General features: G+C 68.3%; 17 protein-coding genes and 1 tRNA gene. 10 read left to right on the forward strand and 8 right to left on the reverse strand.

Annotated features, from left to right (window positions below; translation table 11 throughout):
• The first annotated feature begins 24 nt into the window (after positions 1-24).
• The 4 genes from ACZ5SK_RS15100 to ACZ5SK_RS15115 all read left to right on the forward strand — a co-directional run bounded on the left by ACZ5SK_RS15100 (position 25) and on the right by ACZ5SK_RS15115 (position 5,303).
• Positions 25-2,316, forward strand: a complete 2,292-nt coding sequence (locus ACZ5SK_RS15100) for a (Fe-S)-binding protein (protein ID WP_468576096.1) — start codon at positions 25-27, stop codon at positions 2,314-2,316.
• Positions 2,317-2,603: 287 nt separating this feature from the next.
• A complete protein-coding gene (locus ACZ5SK_RS15105; RefSeq protein WP_361704898.1) occupies positions 2,604-3,656 on the forward strand; it encodes a Yip1 family protein in 1,053 nt (350 codons plus the stop codon).
• A gap of 251 nt (positions 3,657-3,907) precedes the next feature.
• Positions 3,908-4,651 carry a hypothetical protein gene (locus ACZ5SK_RS15110; RefSeq protein ID WP_468576097.1) on the forward strand — a complete coding sequence of 248 codons (744 nt, stop codon included), beginning with the start codon at positions 3,908-3,910 and terminating at the stop codon, positions 4,649-4,651.
• Between the two features lie 346 nt (positions 4,652-4,997).
• Entirely contained in the window at positions 4,998-5,303 is a 306-nt protein-coding gene (locus tag ACZ5SK_RS15115) for a hypothetical protein (protein ID WP_361704902.1), read from the forward strand.
• A gap of 55 nt (positions 5,304-5,358) precedes the next feature.
• Here ACZ5SK_RS15115 and ACZ5SK_RS15120 read toward each other — a convergent pair whose 3' ends face one another.
• On the reverse strand, positions 5,359-5,874 hold the full coding sequence (locus ACZ5SK_RS15120) for a phosphoribosyltransferase (protein WP_468157755.1): 516 nt from the start codon (positions 5,872-5,874) through the stop codon (positions 5,359-5,361).
• Between the two features lie 50 nt (positions 5,875-5,924).
• On the reverse strand, positions 5,925-6,500 hold the full coding sequence (gene dcd, locus ACZ5SK_RS15125; protein WP_361709511.1) for a dCTP deaminase: 576 nt from the start codon (positions 6,498-6,500) through the stop codon (positions 5,925-5,927).
• 617 nt (positions 6,501-7,117) lie between these two features.
• Between dcd and ACZ5SK_RS15130 the strand changes: the two genes are divergently transcribed.
• Complete coding sequence (locus ACZ5SK_RS15130) at positions 7,118-8,623, forward strand: M1 family metallopeptidase (RefSeq protein ID WP_457495105.1); 1,506 nt, start codon at positions 7,118-7,120, stop codon at positions 8,621-8,623.
• A 184-nt stretch (positions 8,624-8,807) separates the two neighbouring features.
• Positions 8,808-8,881, forward strand: a tRNA-Gly gene (locus tag ACZ5SK_RS15135).
• A gap of 273 nt (positions 8,882-9,154) precedes the next feature.
• Here the strand turns inward: ACZ5SK_RS15135 and ACZ5SK_RS15140 are convergent.
• The 6 genes from ACZ5SK_RS15140 to ACZ5SK_RS15165 all read right to left on the reverse strand — a co-directional run bounded on the left by ACZ5SK_RS15140 (position 9,155) and on the right by ACZ5SK_RS15165 (position 13,781).
• The gene (locus ACZ5SK_RS15140; protein WP_468576099.1) at positions 9,155-9,934 is read right to left on the reverse strand and encodes a hypothetical protein; all 780 of its coding nucleotides are present in this window, start codon (positions 9,932-9,934) and stop codon (positions 9,155-9,157) included.
• Between the two features lie 731 nt (positions 9,935-10,665).
• The gene (locus tag ACZ5SK_RS15145; RefSeq protein ID WP_361709502.1) at positions 10,666-11,106 is read right to left on the reverse strand and encodes a DUF5615 family PIN-like protein; all 441 of its coding nucleotides are present in this window, start codon (positions 11,104-11,106) and stop codon (positions 10,666-10,668) included.
• On the reverse strand, positions 11,106-11,747 hold the full coding sequence (locus tag ACZ5SK_RS15150) for a DUF433 domain-containing protein (protein ID WP_361709499.1): 642 nt from the start codon (positions 11,745-11,747) through the stop codon (positions 11,106-11,108). The genes ACZ5SK_RS15145 and ACZ5SK_RS15150 overlap by 1 nt, the downstream gene beginning before the upstream one ends.
• A gap of 271 nt (positions 11,748-12,018) precedes the next feature.
• The gene (locus ACZ5SK_RS15155; RefSeq protein WP_361709496.1) at positions 12,019-13,173 is read right to left on the reverse strand and encodes a tyrosine-type recombinase/integrase; all 1,155 of its coding nucleotides are present in this window, start codon (positions 13,171-13,173) and stop codon (positions 12,019-12,021) included.
• Positions 13,173-13,385 (reverse strand): helix-turn-helix domain-containing protein, encoded by a 213-nt coding sequence (locus ACZ5SK_RS15160; protein WP_361709493.1) that lies wholly within the window; start codon positions 13,383-13,385, stop codon positions 13,173-13,175. Before ACZ5SK_RS15160 ends, ACZ5SK_RS15155 begins: the two co-directional genes overlap by 1 nt.
• Before the next feature lie 138 nt (positions 13,386-13,523).
• Positions 13,524-13,781: a helix-turn-helix domain-containing protein gene (locus tag ACZ5SK_RS15165; RefSeq protein ID WP_361709490.1), complete on the reverse strand. Its 258-nt coding sequence runs from the start codon at positions 13,779-13,781 to the stop codon at positions 13,524-13,526.
• 466 nt (positions 13,782-14,247) lie between these two features.
• Between ACZ5SK_RS15165 and ACZ5SK_RS15170 the strand changes: the two genes are divergently transcribed.
• From ACZ5SK_RS15170 to ACZ5SK_RS15185, 4 genes are all read left to right on the forward strand, one after another.
• Positions 14,248-15,090: a helix-turn-helix domain-containing protein gene (locus tag ACZ5SK_RS15170; RefSeq protein ID WP_468576101.1), complete on the forward strand. Its 843-nt coding sequence runs from the start codon at positions 14,248-14,250 to the stop codon at positions 15,088-15,090.
• 7 nt (positions 15,091-15,097) lie between these two features.
• Positions 15,098-15,787 (forward strand): zinc finger domain-containing protein, encoded by a 690-nt coding sequence (locus ACZ5SK_RS15175; protein WP_468576102.1) that lies wholly within the window; start codon positions 15,098-15,100, stop codon positions 15,785-15,787.
• Between the two features lie 725 nt (positions 15,788-16,512).
• Positions 16,513-16,911: a plasmid mobilization protein gene (locus ACZ5SK_RS15180; RefSeq protein ID WP_361709481.1), complete on the forward strand. Its 399-nt coding sequence runs from the start codon at positions 16,513-16,515 to the stop codon at positions 16,909-16,911.
• 4 nt (positions 16,912-16,915) lie between these two features.
• On the forward strand, positions 16,916-18,583 hold the full coding sequence (locus ACZ5SK_RS15185) for a relaxase family protein (protein WP_361709478.1): 1,668 nt from the start codon (positions 16,916-16,918) through the stop codon (positions 18,581-18,583).
• The last annotated feature ends 304 nt before the right edge of the window (positions 18,584-18,887 follow it).

Raw genomic sequence — 18,887 nt, forward strand, 5'->3', positions numbered from 1 at the left:
CTCGCAGGCCCGAGGAGCCCCGAAATGCAACTCGCCGCGATCATCGTGTCGCTGGTCCTGACCGTGGTCGGCGTCGCGCTCCTCGCACGCGCCATCGGTCAGTTCGTCCGGTACTTCAAGCTGGGCCAGCCGGTCCCGGCCGGAGCCCGGACAGACAACCCCTACGCGCGCAGTGTGACGCTGGTACGGGAGTTCCTCGGCCACACGCGGATGAACCGCTGGGGCATCGTGGGCTTCGCCCACTGGTTCGTGGCGGTCGGCTTCCTGACGCTGCCGCCGACCCTCGCCCAGGCCTTCGGCCAGCTCTTCAAGGCCGACTGGACGCTGCCGGTCATCGGCGACTTCCTGCCGTTCGAGCTCTACGTCGAGTTCATCGGCGTGATGACGACCCTGGGCATCGCCGTCCTCATGGTGATCCGCCTGCTGAGCCTGCCCTCGCGGGCCGGCCGCAAGTCCCGCTTCGCCGGCTCCAAGGCCGGCCAGGCCTACTTCGTCGAGTACGTCATCCTCACCATCGGCCTCGCGATCTACACACTGCGGGGCCTGGAGGGCGCACTGCACCACGTGGACCACTACGAGGCCGCGTACTTCGCCTCGTACCCGCTGGTCCTGGCCTTCAAGGGGCTGAGCGTCGCGGCGCTGCAGAACCTGGTCTACCTGGTCGCGACGATCAAGATCGGCACCTCGTTCGTCTGGATGATCGTCGTCTCGCTCAACACGAACATGGGCGTGGCCTGGCACCGTTTCCTGGCGTTCCCGAACATCTGGTTCAAGCGCAACGCGGACGGCGCCACCGCCCTGGGCGGCCTCCAGCCGATGACGTCCGGCGGCAAGCCGATCGACTTCACCGACCCCGGTGACGACGACGTCTTCGGCGTCTCCCAGGTCGAGCAGTTCTCCTGGAAGGGCCTGCTGGACTTCTCCACGTGCACCGAGTGCGGCCGCTGCCAGTCGCAGTGCCCGGCCTGGAACACCGGCAAGCCCCTCTCCCCCAAGCTGCTGATCATGTCCCTGCGGGACCACGCCCACGCCAAGGCCCCCTACCTGCTGGCCGGCGGCGGCAAGACGGCGGAGGGCGAGGAGAAGGCGTCCGAGGAGCAGCTGGCCGGTGTGCCCGCGTCCGCTCTCGCGGAGGCCGAACGGCCCCTCATCGGCACCGCCGAGGAGAACGGCGTCATCGACCCGGACGTCCTGTGGTCCTGCACCACCTGCGGCGCCTGCGTCGAGCAGTGCCCGGTGGACATCGAGCACGTCGACCACATCGTCGACATGCGCCGCTACCAGGTGATGATCGAGAGCGCGTTCCCCTCCGAGGCGGGCACGATGCTCAAGAACCTGGAGAAGAAGGGCAACCCCTGGGGCCTGGCCAAGAAGCAGCGCCTGGAGTGGCTCAAGGAGGTCGAGTTCGAGGTCCCGGTCGTCGGCAAGGACATCGAGGACCTCACCGAGGTCGAGTACCTGTACTGGGTCGGCTGCGCGGGCGCGCTGGAAGACCGCGCGAAGAAAACGACAAAGGCGTTCGCCGAGCTGTTGCACATCGCGGGCGTCAAGTTCGCGATCATGGGCGGCGACGAGAAGTGCACGGGTGACTCCGCCCGCCGCCTCGGCAACGAGCCGCTGTTCCAGGAACTCGGCATGGAGAACGTCGCCGCGCTGAACATGGCCTTCGGCGAGGAGACGGACGACGAGGGCAACGTCACGCCCGAGTCGAAGAAGCCGAAGTCGGCAAAGAAGATCGTCGCGACCTGCCCGCACTGCCTCAACACCATCGGCAACGAATACCCGCAGCTCGGCGGCGACTACGAGGTCATCCACCACACCCAACTGCTCCAGCACCTGGTGGACGAGGGCAAGCTGATCCCGGTCACCCCGGTCGAGGGCATCATCACCTACCACGACCCCTGCTACCTGGGCCGCCACAACAAGATCTACTCGCCTCCGCGCGAGATCATCGCCAACGTCCCGGGCCTGCGGAACGAGGAGATGCACCGCCACAAGGAGCGCGGCTTCTGCTGCGGCGCGGGCGGCGCGCGGATGTGGATGGAGGAGCGGATCGGCAAGCGCATCAACAACGAGCGCGTCGACGAAGCTCTCTCGCTGAACCCGGACATCGTCTCCACCGCCTGCCCGTTCTGCCTCGTCATGCTGACCGACTCGGTCAACGGCAAGAAGAACGAGGGCAAGGCCAAGGAGTCCATCCAGGTCGTGGACGTCTCCCAGCTCCTCCTGGAGTCGGTCAAGACCCCGGTCGACGACGAGCCCCCGGCCGGCGAGACCGACGCCGAGAGCGAGCCCGAGCCGCAGCCGGTGAAGTAGCGCCCGCGCAGCCGGCGAAGCAACCCGCGCAGCGGTTGACGTAGCCGGTCGGGGGCAACCCCGACGGCCGTATCGACGCCCCCGTGTCCCACCCGGACGCGGGGGCGTCGCGCTCCCCCGACGAAAGCAGAACCGCCCTGAAGAGCCGCCCTGAAGAACCGCGCCCTGAAGAACCCCTGATCCCAACCCCGTTGCTCCCCTTAGGGGATGTCACAGCTCAGCAGCAAAGCCGTGTGCGAACGGTGGGCCGGGCACGCCACTCTGCGGGACCAGGTACGTTCGAAGGCGTGGCTGGATTCAGGATCGGACGCGGCGGCCGGGACAACCGGGCCCCGCAAGCGCGACCGCAACACCCTCCGTACGGGCAGCAGGCGCCCCAGGGACCCTCGCGGCCCTCGGGCCCGTCGACGCCCTCGGGACCCGCGGGACCCTCGGGGCCGTCGTACGGCTACCCGTCGGCCCAGCAGCCGTACCCGCAGCAGCGGCCGCAGTACGGCGGCCAGGGCGCGGGCGGCGGCCAGTGGCCGCAGGCGAACGGCGGCGGCTACGGCGGCCAGAGCGGCGACGAGCCGGAGTACTTCGGCGGCGACGCCCCGTACGGCGCGCCGGGCGGTCCGGGCGGCCCTGCCGGTGGTGGCGCCGGTAACGCCGGTCGTCCGGCGGGCGCCCCGTACGACCCGTACGCGGCGAACAACCCGGGTCACACCCAGGCCTTCTCGGTCGACGACCACAACCAGTACGACCAGTACAACCAGGGTGGTACGTACCACGCGGGCTCGGCTCCCGCCGGCCCCATCGGTCCGCGCCTGCACTGGAAGGAACTGCTGAAGGGCGTCGTCCTCGCCCCCCAGCAGACCTTCCTGCAGATGCGGGACTACACGATGTGGGGCCCCGCCCTCGTCGTCACCTTCCTCTACGGCCTGCTCGCGGTCTTCGGCTTCGACAGCGCGCGCACGGACGCGATCAACGCGACGCTCTCCAACGCGATCCCGATCGTCCTGACCACGGCCGTGGCGATGGTGCTGAGCTCCTTCGTGCTGGGCGTCGTCACCCACACGCTGGCCCGTCAGCTCGGCGGCGACGGCGCATGGCAGCCGACGGTCGGCCTCTCCATGCTGATCATGTCGCTCACGGACGCCCCACGCCTGGTCGTCGCGATGTTCTTCGGCGGCAACGCGTCGTTCGTCCAGCTGCTGGGCTGGGCGACATGGGTGGCGGGCGGCGCCCTCCTGACGATGATGGTCGCCCGCTCGCACGACCTCCCGTGGCCGAAGGCGCTCGGCGCGTCCTCGATCCAGCTGATCGCCCTGCTGTCGATCGTGAAGCTGGGGACGTTCTAGCACGCACCCGGCGGCCACACGCAGGGGCACTGGAACAGGCCCAAGGACCCTCGGCGGATCGCCGGGGGTCCTTTCGCGTCCAGTCACCCGAAGTGACGAGTCATGCCAAGTCATGCATCACATATGCCGCATGTCGGACCTTGCTGACTACAGAGCGTCAGATAATGTGACTCACCTTCGACCTCCCCCTTCAGGAGTACTGAGGAGTACGCGTGAAAGCTCGCCTTGGCGTGAGACGGGGAACGGTGCTCGTGACCGCCCTGCTGGTCGCCGTCATCGCCGCGTTCCTTCCGGGATCGGCCTCCGCCGGCACGGACGACAACCGAGACCACCCGGACCACTGGGGCATCATCACCCGCAACACGATCGGCTCTCCCGTCGCGGAACTCCGCAACGGGCCGTACGGCTCGTTCGGCGTGACCGGCACCGCCGCGAGGCCGCCGTACGGGCGGGGAAGCCTTGGCATCGAGGTGGCGGACAGATCCACCACGCTGACTCCGCCTAGCGAGAAGGTCGACTTCGGCAACGAGGTGGACTTCTTCGGGAAGTCGCTGCTGGGGCTGCGCCGAGTCGGTTTCCACGTGTTCCAGACACAGGAGAACGTCAACTACGGCGGCCCGACGAACATGCCGAACATCAAGTTCGAGATCGACCCGAACCTGAACACCCTCTCCGACTACTCCACGCTGGTGTGGCTGCCGCCCGCGTCTCCGAACGTGAACAGCTGGAGCCCGTTCCTCGACGCCACGACGACCGGCGGCTGGGCCCTCACGGGCAACGCGGCCACCGTGACAGGCTGCGCTTTCGCCACCCCGTGCACCTTCACCGCGCTGAGGGCCGCGTTCAGGACCGCGAACGCCAAGCCGACCGTCCTGACGGTCGCCGTGGGCAAGGGCCGCGACTTCATGTGGATCGGCGCGGTCGACGGCCTCCGCCTCAACGACCACGTCTACGACTTCGAGCGCAGCGGCGTCACGGCGCGCAAAGTGCCATGACGCCGCGCGGCAACGTCGAGACCGACCGGGCGACGGCCGAACGAACGGGACACCCCTCAGCTTCTGTCAGGGGGTAAAGATCGCGGTAAGAACCTTATTGATCTGTTCCCGCCGTATGCCTGGCCTGACAGACTCTGCGCGCTGCGGGAACGAGCTCGGTGAAGTGCCGGTGGATGGGGTGCCGGTGGATGGGCGTTCCTGCGCTGCCGTGACCACGGCTACCTGCCTGGTCGCCACCGGCGCCTTGCCTCATGGCCTGGGCTGAGCGCCCAAGCACCAGTGGGTAGCACGCACAAGGACACGTACGGCAGATCCGTGCCGACGAGGGGTACCGATGCTCAGGTTCATGGACTGGTCCGTGGTGGTGATGGGCTGCCTGCTGGTTCTTCTCGGTCTCGGCTTCCGCCGGTGGGATCAGGCGAAGATGCGCAAAGGAACGAGCCCCCGCCAGGGCGCGCCCTTCCACTCGCGATGGCTCCCCTTGCTCTTGGGCCTTGGCCTGATCGTCGGCAAGGTGCCGAAAATGATGGGCGCGCCCTTCGCCGTTGTCATGATTGCTGACTCGGTGAACGGTGTGCTGGCGTTTACGGCGGTGGTGGGCATGGTCGTACAGGCGGCGCGTTGGGCCGGCTCTCGACCATCCGCCGAGTGATGGCCGTGCTTGTCTCGTCGAGATTGCGTGCTCATCTGGCCGGAGGCTGGTCGGGTCAGAGGGCCTCCGTTGACGGAGTGACCGGCTCCCCCGTCCTACGTACCACAGGCAGAACACTCCACGGGAAGTTGATCCAGTCGTCGGTTCGCTTCCACACGTACTCGCACTTCACGAGCGAGTGCGACTTCTCGTAGATGACGGCGCTGCGTACCTCGGCGACGGTGTCCAGGCAGAAGTCGCGGACCAGCTTGAGCGTCTTGCCCGTGTCGGCGACGTCGTCGGTGATGAGGACCTTCTTGTCCGAGAAGTCGATGACGTTCGGAACGGGCGCGAGCATGACGGGCATCTCGAGAGTGGTGCCCACGCCGGTGTAGAACTCGACGTTGACCAGATGGAGATTTTTGCAGTCGAGGGCGTACGCCAGCCCGCCCGCGACGAAGACGCCGCCGCGGGCGATGCTGAGGACTATGTCGGGTACGTACCCGTCGTCGGCGATGGTCTGCGCGAGCTCGCGGACGGCGGTCCCGAACTGCTCGTAGGTGAGATTCTCCCGAGCCACGTCCGCGTCCACGTGCACTGGCTCCGCGCCCTCCGCGCCCTCTGTCCCGCCCGCGGCGGCGCTCACACCTGGGTCCGATGGAAGTTCAGGAAGGACCGGGAGGCCGTCGGCCCGCGCTGGCCCTGGTACCGGGATCCGTACCGCTCACTGCCGTACGGGGACTCGGCCGGCGAGCTGAGCTTGAACATGCACAGCTGGCCGATCTTCATGCCCGGCCAGAGCTTGATCGGCAGGGTGGCGAGGTTGGACAGCTCCAGGGTCACGTGGCCGGAGAACCCGGGGTCGATGAACCCGGCGGTGGAGTGGGTGACCAGCCCGAGCCGCCCGAGGGAACTCTTCCCCTCCAGCCGCGAGGCAAGATCGTCGGGCAGCGAGATGACCTCGTAGGTCGAGGCGAGCACGAACTCCCCGGGGTGGAGGATGAACGGCTCGTCGCCCTCGGGCTCCACGAGCCGGGTCAGGTCGGCCTGCTCGACGGACGGATCGATGTGCGGGTACCGGTGGTTCTCGAACACCCGGAAGTACCGGTCGAGCCGGACATCGATGCTCGACGGCTGCACCATGGTTTCGTCGTAGGGATCGATCCGGACCCGTCCGGCGTCGATCTCGGCCCGGATGTCCTTGTCTGAGAGAAGCACGTCCCGAGGATACGCAAGGCGCGCGGAGCCGCCACAATCGGACGACTCCACGCGCCAGGCCCCTCGTGTCGCTCTATCGCTACCGCTTTTCGAGAATCACCGGCACGGCGTTCCGCAACCGGGCGCACCGAGGGCAACGGACGAGCCGCCCGGGACCGAGCCGGTCGGCCTGCTGCATCGGAAACGTAGCGGTGCTGAACACGTGCCCATCGGCACAACGGACGACGGTGCGCTCCATCAAGTCCTAGAGTCCCTTCCCCAAGAGCCCCGTCCGGCTGTTTCCACCGGACAACGAAAGCCACATTACGGGACGAACGGGACGAAGCTGCAGGCGGCACTCCGACCCCGCCCGACCCCTCATCGGCTCCCCCACCGTACGCCCCAACTCCGGCCCCTCGCACCCGGATCCCTCCCCTCGGCACCCGCTGCGCATCCGCGCGATACGGCCGGATTCGACCCTTCGCACAGCTTTGAATTGCTTGCGCCCTTGGACGCCTCTTGGAGAAGCTGGGACCGCTTCAGGCGTGATATCGCGCCACAGATCCGGCCCACCCGCAGATCATCCCGCTGAGAGGCCTCCATCTGTCATGCCCATGTCCATTCCCATGTCCATTCCCATGCCCCTGTCCATACCGTTTTGGGTACCCGCGTCCATACCCTCTCGCCGAGCCCTGATAGCCGCCGTCACCGCGGCAGCCATCTCCTCCGCCACGCTCACCGGCGGCTCGATCGCCCGGGCGGCCGACGGGACGACTGTCCCGTCCCCCGGTGCGCCCGGGCTCGGCGACCCGCTCTTCCCGCTCGACGGCAACGGCGGCTACACGGTGCGCCACTACACCCTCGACTTCGACTGGCAGGCGCCCAAGACGCCGTTCGCGGCGAAAACGACCATCGAGGCCGTCTCCACCCAGGCGTTGTCCCGCTTCGACCTCGACTTCGCCGGCAACGCCCTCACGTCGGTGTCGGTGGACGGTGCCCCGGCGGACGCCGTCCGCGAGGGCGACGAACTCGTCGTCACCCCCCGTTCGGCCATCGCGAAGAACGCGGCGTTCACCGTCACGGTGACCTACACGGCCGACCCCACCCAGATACGGCACCGCGACGACGCCATCGAGGACTACGGCTGGATCCCCACGCCCGACGGCACCGTGCTCTATCCGCAGCCCAACGGCGCCAAAATGATCTTCCCGGCGAACGATCACCCCAGCCTGCGCGCGCCGTTCACCTTCCGGATCAGCACGCCGAACGATCTGACCGCCGTGGCCAACGGCAGACTCCAGTCCCGCGAGAAGCGCCCCGACGGCCGGGTCCTCTGGACGTACCGGTCCGAACGGCCCATCGCCCCGCAGCTGGTGCAACTGGGCATCGGCAAGTTCACCACGGACGACCACACCGGCCCCGGCGGCCTGCCGATCCGCGACTACGTGCCCGATGACCTCGCCGCCCCCACCAAGGCCTACCGCGACCTCGCCCCCCAGCACCTCGCCTGGCTCGAACAGCGCCTGGGCCCCTACCCGTTCAACCGTTACGGCATCCTGGTCGGCGACACCGACCTCGGGGTCGCCCTGGAGACCCAGACCCTGTCCCTGGTCCCGAAGGCCGATCTCCTCGGCACCCAGGTCGACGCCGAGCGCAATCTGGTGCACGAGCTGACCCACCAGTGGTTCGGCGACAGCGTCGCCATCCGCACCTGGTCGGACCTGTGGCTGAGCGAGGGATACGCCCGTTTCTACGAGCGCCTGTACTCGGAGTCGCACGGCGGCGGCAGCTTCGAGGCCGCCATGAAGACGGCGTACGAGAATCACAACGTGTGGCGACGGGACTACGGAGCCCCCGCCGAGCCCACCGAACCCAACCTCTTCAAGCGCATGCGCTACGACGGCTCCGCTCTGGTGCTGTACGCGCTGCGCGAGAAGGTCGGAGAGGCCGCCTTCGACAGGATCTCGCGGGCCTGGATCACCCAGTACCGCGGGAGGACCGCCGGCACGGCGGACTACATCAAGCTGGCGTCCAAGGTCTCGGGCCAGGACCTGGCCCCGTTCCTCACCCCGTGGCTCTACGGCCCCACCACCCCCGCAATGCCCAACCACCCCGACTGGGTGGCAGCGCCGGCAACCGGTTGAGCTCCCGGAGCAACAGAACAACGGAACAAACGGAGCAACCGAACAAACGGAGGCACTCCACCTCAACCAACCGATCATCTCCGAACGGCAGTCGACGTCCCAGCCCCCGGGCTTCAGCGCCCGGGGCGCGGCATGGGGTAGAGTGACGGAGCGTTCGGACACCGGTCACCGACCGGCATCTTACGCGGGTGTAGTTTAATGGTAGAACATCAGCTTCCCAAGCTGAGAGCGCGAGTTCGATTCTCGTCACCCGCTCCATGATGAAACCCCAGGTCAGCGGCCTGGGGTTTGTTTGTTGTCTAGACCAATTTGGGGGCGGCGTGCCCTCCGCGTGCCCTAAGTGCAGGTCGGACCCCCTTCCCGCGACTCTCCAGGCGCCATTTCGGGACCACAGCCGCGAGGCGTCTCGAATCGTGAGACGCATCTCATGTGACCTGGGTCACGGTTACCGACAAGGGTTTCGAAGTCGCGTAAGCAAAGCTGGAGTTGCGCCAGGGTCCACTCAGCCGAACCGAACCGGGCTGCCCAGCGTCAGGCAGGAAACAGTTCGAGGATGCGGGTGACCCGCCCCCAGCCGGCCACCAGGGTCGCGGCGAGAACCGCCGCCCCCAGGATCAGCCACGGACGCACGTCTTCTCCCACCCCCATCGACGGCAGGGCGCGCGCGGCGCCAGCTGCCGCAGCCATGGCCGCGAGGATGGCCATGGCGACGTGGGCCGACTCGCGCCAGGTGTTCCGCAGACGCGACACGGGCCGGACATCTTGGAGCAGCTCGGCGGGCAGGAGCGCTGCCTGCCGACCGTACAAATGGTTCTCGGCGATAACGAGCTGCAACCGTGCCAGCTCGGTCAGCGCGGGCTCCGGGTCGACGTCCACCTGATGCAGCGCCACCCGCTGGGCCCCGGCAACCAGCGCGGCATGCCGCTTGATCAGCCTAAGCCTGAAGGAGCGCCGCGGAACCGAACCCGCGATGCTGTGCACCTTGAACAGGCGCTTCTCAACGTGTCGACACCTCTGGTCCAGCTGCCGCAGTGCCCTGGACCGTCCCCGGCCACGAGGCGCCGCGCGCGCCTTGCCACCGACCACGATCGCATCGATAACTCCCAGAACCAGCCGGTAGCGGGCGGTCGAACTCCATCGCATGGCCCAGAACACTGGCCCCAGGACCACGCCGGACATGACCACGACCAGAACCGTCCCGTCGACGAGGCTGAAGGCCGCCTCGTTCCCGTCCTCGCCCATCCACCGCCAGTGCGCCACGGCCCGCATGCCCCAGGCCCAGTGCATGCGCAAGACGCTGGCCTCCACCATTGCGAGCGAGATGCGCCAGCATGCCCAAGCGACAATCCAGCCCCCGACGACGCCGAGCGCACAGGCTGGCCAGTTCGGACGCCATGATCCGAGAACGCCCCGAACCCTCGAAGCTCCCTCCAGCGGGATATCCAACTTCTCCAGTGCCGCGTCCAGTTCCCTTTTCCGTGTTCCGGCCCAGCCATTCTGCTGACCAGATCTCCGGAGCCGGAGCCGGTGGCGGGCCCACAGTCGTACCGCCCAACGCTGCAGACGTAAGTTGTACGACGCCACCCGGATGCCCCCACCTCAGCTGTGCCTCGGTGCAGTATGTACCACATGAAGCCGTCGTCGCAGAGCAAGTAACTGGCGGGTTGCGGTAGTTGACATGGCGGTGTACTTGGACGTCATCTTGCGGCAGCCCTGGAGGATAGGCGCTGCGCTTGTCGAAGGATTGGCGCCGGCGCCCTGTGGAATTGGCTCCACCCTCTCTCCCGCCGGTTCCGGAACGCCCGCAGGGGACGACATCGTCTCCGAGGGGGCTTCCGACTCCGGGAGTGACTGCCTACTGCTGGTTCACCGAATCGAAAAGATGCTGAGCCCAACCCAGCCAACCGCCCGACAGCGACAACAGGTACTGGCACGGTCGACCCGCTTTCGTCACGGCCTCACCCAGCCCTGCTCAGTGCGGCGAGTCGTCCCCGAGCTGCGGCGGACAGCCAAGATCGTTCGAACAGGGTCGCCGAGCGTGACTATCGCGGCCAGTAGCGAGGCGGTTCCTTGACAGGGTCAACCAGATCGAACCGCTGCTTGATGCCGGGGTTCAGACCTTTGATGTGGACAAGCTGCTGGCCTTCCGCCGCGTCGAGTTCACGGACGATCAGAGGCATGGCGGCGATCACAGCGCCCATGGCCAGCCCAAGGCCGACCATGCCTTTGTGACCGTGGCTGAATCGGATGTGGTGCATGCCGGACTTCTTGATGGCGGTCGTCTCCGACGGGTCCTCCAGCTGACGCCCGTCCTTGGTGAGGAAGGCTTCGAAGCCTCTCTTCGCGGCGTCGGGGAGGAGCGCGAGATCCTTCTTCCCAGTCCACTTGATCTCGCTGACGTGGCGGACCTCGTGCCCGGGCAGCAGTCGCCTGAGCATCTCCAGCATCTGTACCGGGACGTTCTCGTCAATGAGGATTCGCATCAGGCAGCGCGCGGTCCCGGGCTGTAGCTGTCCACATACAGGGCGAAGGACACCGCGTCGCGGGCCGCCTCCGCTGTCACGCCGGGGTAGTAGTCGGCGATCTGCTCAGGTGGGATACCGTCCTCCACGAGTTCGGCGACGGCATCGAACGGGACACGAGTGCCGGTGATGACCGGCTGTCCCCCTTGCGTCTCCGGATCCACACTGACGTGCTGCTTGGGCCGCAGAAGGTGCGGGACCACGACGCCGGCGCGGGGCGCGAACTCCTGGAGGATGTCCTCCATCGTCGCGATGACCCGCTGTCCGGGGTGCTTGACGAGATCCGTCGCGTGGTCGTCGTTGTCGTGGCCCACGAGGACAATGGAGTCGCCCTCAGCGACCAGCGAATAGCTGGACAGGTGCTCGAACTCGCCGAATCGCTTCAGTGTGGCCAGCGCCTTGCGAATCTTCTGCAGCGATACGTCTTGCCGGAGGATCGCGAACGCGCGCAGCGCTAGGACGTCCCGGAAGGAGTACAGGGCAGGCTTGGCAGCGAGCTCAGGGCAGAGAATCGGTCCGTTGCCTCGGTCCTGCCGCCATGAGCGCAGTTGCCCGGTGGTGGCCCCGGAGAGAGCCGCAGCCATACGAGTCGAGTACGCCATGGTCCACTCCCTCCAGTTCTCGCGAGATCTTCTACCCCCAGCATCCCAGTTGTGCGCTTCAGGACGCTACAGGAAGTACGGAGAGGCAGGACCAAAGCGGCATAGGGCGCTGGCACACTCCGATGATCATTGAGCCCGCCAGCACGCTCACGACGCGGTCCTGGGCCAGGGCGCGAGACCAGGACAGGACGGCAAGGCAGGCTTCTTTGTCTACCTACGCAGGGAAGACCGGCTGAAGAGCCGGTCCCCCATAAGGGCGGGCAGGAGAGGCTCATGCCTCGCGAGCACCTCGCTGTGTTCCTGGCGAGGCTTCGCGGAGCCGCGCGCGCACCTCAATGTCGATGCCCCGCGCCAGCTTCTGCTGGTGCTTCGCCGTCGAGTGCTGATAGATCAGCTGTGCCCGCTCCGAGGACTGGCCGGCACGGACCATGAGGTCCTTCAGCTTGGCGCCGGTGTCGGCCGCGAGGGTGTTGCCGGTGTGGCGGAGGTCGTAGAAGCGGAAGTTGTCCGGCATGCCTACCTTGGTCCTCGCCTTGCGCCACTTGCGGCCGAAGGTCGAGCGGCGGAATGGGGCGCCCTTCTCACCGACGAACAGGAGGCCGTCCCGCTCCTTCTCCGCGAACCACTGCAGGTGGCGGCGCAGCTCCCCGAGCATGAAGTCGGGCAGGTAGACGGTGCGCTTGCCCGCCCGGGTCTTGGGGTCGCCGGTGACACGCCTGCCATTGGTCAGCTCCGGGGAAGCCTGCGTGACGCGCAGGGAGCATTCGTCGAGATCGACACTGTGACGGCGGAGTTCGGCCAGTTCCTCCGGGCGGAGGGAGGCGAAGGCGCCGAGCAGGACCATCAGGCGCCAGCGCGGGCCCATGGCGTCGGCGAGGTCGAAGACCTGCTCGATGGTGGCGGTGGGGCGCTCGTCGGCCTCCTCCTTGCCTGCGCCCTTGATGCGACAGGGGTTGCTGCGCAGGAGGTCGTCGTCGACCGCCGTCTGCAGGATGGCCTTCAGCAGACGGTACGACTTGGCGACCGTGGTGGCGCCGGTCGCCTTCAGGCGCTCGGCTCGCCAAGTGCGGACGGAGGGCGGGGTGATTTCGTCCAAGTCCTTGCCGCCGAAGGTCGGCAGGATGTGCAGGCGCAGCAGGCCGTCGTAGCGGTCGAGCGTGGTTGGGGCCAGGCCACGTTCCTCCGTCCAACGGAGTGTGTACTTCTCAAAGTTGACCGCACCGGCTTCCGGGTCGCGCCAGTGGTTGCGCTCGATGTCCGCGCGGACGAGGTTGAGCCAGTCCTGGGCGTCGGACTTGGTCTCGAACGTCTCCGGTGCCTTGTGCCGCTGGCCGTCCGGGCCGAGGTAGCGGGCCTGCCATCGGCCGGAGGCGAGCTTGCGTACTGTGCCGAACTCGCGCCGCCGCTGCGGCTTGCGTCCCGCCATCAGGCCGCCTTCCCGTAGCGGGTGCGGACGCGGCGGACCGGCTCGACGGTGCGCGCCTCCACGTACTCGGCGATCGCGCTTTCCGGGATGCGCACCGGGCGACCGAGCTTCACGTAGCGGATACGGCGCTCGGCGATCAGGCGGCGGACGAAGCGCTCGCCTGTGCCGAGCATTTCGCCGGCCTCCGCCACTGTCAGGAGGCGATCAGCCATTCGCGACCACCTCCTTCGCTGCGGGACGCCGAGTACGAGCGGGAGCAGGGGGTATTGCGGGCAGGCGCAAGGGCGGTGGGTCCTCACTCGAGTGCGGGATTGAAGAGACGAGCCTCGGTACGGCCGGGCGACGGTGGTTCAAACGGCGGATCCGCCCGGCAGGAGAGCGAGGGCTGGGACGTGGAGGGCCTCGGCGATCGCGATGAGGTCGTCAACGTCGCATCGGCGCTGGGCGCGTTCGATGCGGGACAGCATGGTGTTGGACATCAGGTGGCCGAGGGCGTTTACGCGGCCGGCGAGTTGGCGTTGCGACAAGCCACGTTCGGTGCGGAGGATTTCGATGGCACGGGCCGCCTGTATTCCTGCCGGACCGATTTCCAATGATCGTGGGGGCATGGCTCCAATTGAATGGTCCATTCGCCGGTTTGGGTAACCGGCGATCGTGGTCTATGTTGCGCTCCCGGGTCCGCCGCGAAGCGGTTCCGTGGAAGCGGGAAGGGACGCTGAACGGCATGCCGATCAGCGATCTGACGTGCGGTGTTGTGTTGTAGCTTGCGCCCCAGCAGGAGTCAACGGGTCCCCGATGTGATGCTTCTGGCTTCATCTGACGGTGCGTTATTTCGGCAACCGCCGATCCGGGTTTATTGTTTTGGCGATGCCTCGCAGCACACGTTCGCCGTCAGCTGTCTGATTTCCCGGCGGAATGCTGGACTTGCGCGGCATTGATGTGGCTGTCTTGGCTACACGACGCCATCAGCCCTATCCGGTGCCCTCGGACTGGGGCTGTGAGCCGTCCTTCCCCGTGCACCGCCCGACGAGGGTCGATCGCACCTCCCCGTCCTGACTTAGGAGCCGCCGCCCGATGAGCTACGACGCTCGCGAATGGGTGTGGGACCACAGCCACAGCAAGGGCACCGCCCGCATGGTCCTCGCCCTGATCGCCGACCGGTGCCGCGACCGGCACTGCGTCGCGTACGCGTCCGTGCCCACCCTCATGAAACGTGCCAACGCCTCCCGCACCGCCGTGCGCGACGCGCTGGCCAAGCTGATAGCCAGCGGCGAGCTGGTGCATCTCCCCGACCGCAAAGGGCCTCGGGGAGAGACGTACTACCACCTCCCGGTCACCGCCCGGTTCCTCGGCGAGCAGGCCCCGGTGCGGGACCGGAATCCGGCCCAGGGGGGTCAGAATCCGCCCCTCGGGGGGTCAGAATCCGACCCTGCCCAGCACGTCGAAGGGGGAGCGGAATCCGACCCCGGGGAGCAGAATCCGACCCCCAGGGGATACGGATTCCGACCCGGAGGGGGTGCAGATTCTGACCCCCAGAACAGAAGAGAACCGAAGGTGAACGGTAAGAGCAGCACCTCTGCTCCGCTCATCTCCGCCATCGAGTGGCAGATCGACGACGATGCCCGTGCCTGGCTGCAGCACCACGGTCACCTCGACCGCCTCGGCGAGGACGCGCTGCACGCAGCCGACGAGAAGTGGCGCGCCTACCGGGGTGCCTGGGCGCCCCGCACCGCCGCCGCATGGGTGGCCGACTGGCGCGCATGGATCGCCCGCGAGCACACCCCCGCCCCCGGCCGCCCCAACCTCTACGCCCTGCCAGGCGGCACACCCTCCCCGCAAACGCCCGGCATGACGCGGTCCGAGGCGCACATGGCCGCCCTGCTCGCCGCCCTCGACGAACCGACCGGAACGGAGTAACCCGCCTTTGGACCGACGCGAAATCGCGGCTGTCCTCGCCTACACCGGACGCCTTGATCCCCGCACCATCCGCACGGGCACGAGCGAGGCCCGTGACCAGATCGCCCAGTGGCAGGAGCTGCTCGACGACGTGCCCTTCGCCACCGACCACGGCTGGGACGTCCGCGAGGCAATACGCTCCCACGTCCTCGACTCGCCGTATCCGATCCTGCCCGTGGACATCGCCCGCAGGTGGCGTGCCCACCGACGCGACCGCCTCGACCGGCACACCGACCCCACTCCCGCCGCCGACCCGGACGATCCGGCCGCCTGGCGGGCCGAGCTGCTCCGCTCCCGGAACGCGGTCGCCGCCGGCATAGCCGCACCCACGACGCACCGGCAGATCACCAACGGTGGCCTGCCTGGCGACGTCGAGGAACGCCTACGTGAGATGGGGTCGCGCATCCCGCCGGCCATCCGCGCCGAGCTTGCCCGCTACCGTCCGACCCGCGCCGCACGCGAGGCCGCCGTCGCCGAGGGCGTCCCGGATGCGCTCGCTGTCCGGTGCGGCTGGTGCCGCGCACCCGTGGGCTCCCCTTGCCGTCAGCGAAGGGTGAGCCCCGACGGAACCGCCCGGGGCCATGGCGTACGTGCAACTCCCCACCCGTCGCGCGTCGACCTTGCCGCTGCCCGGACGGACCGACACCGAGCTGCGTGAGGGGTCAGCGTCGCTCTTCGCGGCAACTACGTGGGGCTACGACCGTCGGTCCCCGAAGCGGTTGCGCACGGTCCCCACGAACACTTTGGGGACCGTGTCCCGGGGACCGTGCCGACGACTTTCGGGGACCGATCCCCTCTGAAACCGCAGCTTAAATGGCCTTTCATGCCGGTCCCAGAGCGTCCCCAAAACGGGGACCGTCCCCCACAGCAGCCCCTTCGGTCCCCTCGGGGACCGGGACCGTGCAGTGGAAGGGGGACGGTCCCCATGACGACGTGTCAGGGGGACCGTCCCCGATTACCGTCGCGTCCCGGTCCCCAAGCGTCTCGGGACCGTGCACCGCAGCACTTCGGGGACGGTCCCGTCGCTCTCCTTTCAACCGCAGCCCCTCGCTCGGACAGCGCCTATCTCGGTTGACCCGTCCAGACCTCAGCCCACCACCGCCGAATTGCTCCGGCCCCTGCCCTCGCTCGGCGCCCCTGCGGCTCAGTTCCCTTACCGAACACACCCGGAGAAAACACATGCACGACCGACACCACGAACACACCGACCGGCAGGAGACACCCATCGCCCCAGACAACCGCGCAGCAAGTTGTCCGGTAAGGAGTCCTTACCCGGCCCCCGCCCCGGGGGAGGCGGAGCCATCCGGCGCAGGGGCGCCGGAGTCGGCCGGCCCAGGGGGACCGACCAAGACAGGGGGCGAGACCACGTCGTCGCCGCACCCCGTGCAGCCGTCCGCTCCGCGTCGCCGACTGCGTCAGCCGCGCCTGCGCAAACACCGTGCCCATCCCCGCTACAGCGACAGCGAGTTCGCCGAACTCGCACACGCTGCCGACGTCAGCCGGATGCCGGTCGGCGGTTACGTCGCCGAGGCATCCCTGGCCGCCGCCCGCGCCGAGGACCCCTCGGCCGCGGTCGCCGACTACCGCGCCATGGTCAAGGCGTTGATGGCCGCCAACGGACAGCTCGGCGGAGTCGGCAACAACCTCAACCAGCTCACGTGGCACCTCAACAAGGACGGCGCCTGGCCCCAGCCCGACACCGTCCCTCGCCTCCTGGAGCGCGTTGAAGCGGCCATCGCCGCCGTCGACACCGCGGTCGCCCAGATCGTAGAGGGGCGGTGAGCCGGTGATACCGAAGATCATCCTCGGCAAGGGTGACACCCGCCGCCTGATCGCCTACCTCTTCGGCAAGGGCACCGCCAACGAGCACGTCGACCCGCACCTGGTGGCGTCCTGGAACGGCTTCGCCCCCGACCCGGGCCGCAGTCCTCACCGCGACCCGAAGGAGGTGGAGAAGCAGCTCCACACTCAGCTCGACCAGCCGGTGGCCATGCTCGGCCGCCGGGCACCCCAGACGACCATCTGGCATTGCCCGGTCCGCGCCGCCCCCGAGGATCCCATCCTGTCCGACGCCCAGTGGGCCGAGATCGCCCGCCGGATCGTGGCCGCAGCAGGTATCGCCCCTACCGGGGACACGGAGGGATGCCGCTGGGTGGCCGTCCGCCACGCCGACGACCACATCCACATCGCCGCCACCCTCGTCCGCCAGGACGCCCGACGCCCCCGCCGCGACCACGACATCCGCGCCGTCCAGACGGAAGCCCGCCAGATCGAAATCGACTACGGACTGCGCCGACTGCAGCCCGGCGACGGCACCGCTGCCAAACGCCCCACCAGCAAGGAAGTCTTCAAGGCCAGGCGCCTGGACCAGGACACCACCTCCCGCGAAATCCTGCGCCTGCGCGTCCGCCGCGCGATGGCAGCCGCCTCCACCGAGGCCGAGTTCTTCGCCCTGCTGGAGGCCACCGACGTGACCGTGCGCCTCAAGCTCGGGCCTTCCGGCGACGCGCTCGGCTGCAACTTCGCCCTACCCGGCGACACCAACGACGAGGGCGAGCCCGTGTTCTACGCCGGTTCCACCCTCGCCGGCGACCTCTCCCTGCCCAAGATCCGCCAACGCCTCGCCACCACCACTCCCGAACCAGTGGCCATCCGGCCAGGCAACCTCTGGCACCAGGCCACCGCCGCCACCGAACGCATCCCCCACCACCTGGCCCACAGCGACGACGCAGTGGCCCAGGGCCAGCTGGCCGCGCTCGGCGGAGCACTCGACCTGCTCCCGCTCACAGCCCCCATCGCGGTGCGGACCGAACTCGAACGAGCCGCCCTTGCCTTCGAGCGTGCCACCCGCTCCCGCATCGTCGCCGACCACGCCAGCGCCCGCGTCCTGCGTCGCAGCGTCCAGGCGATCTGGAAGGACCCCGTGCGGCATGGGGACGGTGCCGGGCTGGCGATGCTGCTGGACGTCGCGCTCACCGCGGTCGCCTACGCGATGCACTGGCACCGCACCCACCAGCACGCCCAGCAGCAGGCGGCAGCCCAGCAGACCCTCCTCCATCTGCAGGCCGCGTACGGGCAGATCGCCGAACCGGTCCTGGTCGGCCTCGCCAGCCGGGCACCCAGCCCGCAGACAAAACGCCGCTACGCCCACCAGCTCCAGCAGGCGGTCCCCGAGCATGCGGAGCGCATCCTGGCCGACTCCGCTTGGGACGCCCTGGCCACCGTGCTCGCCGAGGCGGAAGCCGCCGGGCACAACGCGACCGCTCTCCTGGACCAAGCCCTCAATCAGCGCACGCTCGACGACACCCACAGCCCCGCACGAGCACTGACCTGGCGCATCCACCGCCTCGGCGAAAGACACGCACCCGGCCCACGAGCCCAAGCAGCCAACTCCAGCCACGCAGCACACCCCACCGCTCCGCGCTCGCAGGAACCCCAGGCCCGGCGGCGCTGATCACCCCTACGTCAGCCGCCACCATCACCGACACCGAGCACACGACACCGAAGGGTCGTCCTCCTCACCGAGGTGGGGCACGGGCCTTCTACAAGTCACTCGGGCTTGCCGAGTTCGATGGGAAGATCGTCTACCGGGTTGACTCCGGCACGGCGTGAGGGTGGTACGAGGCCAGTGGAAGTGGAGCGCTGCGACGAGTGCGGCGGCAAGATCGTCATCGGGCTCGGATGCGAGTGTCCGCCGGGCTCGTCCGCGTCGGCGTTGGCGACCCCGCGTTCGGTGAGTACGTTCGTGAGGACGGAGT

Source organism: Streptomyces sp. NPDC031474, from assembly GCF_055581185.1.

Coding starts and splice junctions, on each gene's coding strand:
- ACZ5SK_RS15100 (WP_468576096.1), top strand. CDS start 25: ATGCAACTCGCCGCGATCATCGTGTCGCTGGTCCTGACCGTGGTCGGC.
- ACZ5SK_RS15115 (WP_361704902.1), top strand. CDS start 4,998: ATGGACTGGTCCGTGGTGGTGATGGGCTGCCTGCTGGTTCTTCTCGGT.
- ACZ5SK_RS15130 (WP_457495105.1), top strand. CDS start 7,118: ATGCCCCTGTCCATACCGTTTTGGGTACCCGCGTCCATACCCTCTCGC.
- ACZ5SK_RS15140 (WP_468576099.1), bottom strand. CDS start 9,934: ATGGTGGAGGCCAGCGTCTTGCGCATGCACTGGGCCTGGGGCATGCGG.
- ACZ5SK_RS15145 (WP_361709502.1), bottom strand. CDS start 11,106: ATGCGAATCCTCATTGACGAGAACGTCCCGGTACAGATGCTGGAGATG.
- ACZ5SK_RS15150 (WP_361709499.1), bottom strand. CDS start 11,747: ATGGCGTACTCGACTCGTATGGCTGCGGCTCTCTCCGGGGCCACCACC.
- ACZ5SK_RS15155 (WP_361709496.1), bottom strand. CDS start 13,173: ATGGCGGGACGCAAGCCGCAGCGGCGGCGCGAGTTCGGCACAGTACGC.
- ACZ5SK_RS15160 (WP_361709493.1), bottom strand. CDS start 13,385: ATGGCTGATCGCCTCCTGACAGTGGCGGAGGCCGGCGAAATGCTCGGC.
- ACZ5SK_RS15165 (WP_361709490.1), bottom strand. CDS start 13,781: ATGCCCCCACGATCATTGGAAATCGGTCCGGCAGGAATACAGGCGGCC.
- ACZ5SK_RS15170 (WP_468576101.1), top strand. CDS start 14,248: ATGAGCTACGACGCTCGCGAATGGGTGTGGGACCACAGCCACAGCAAG.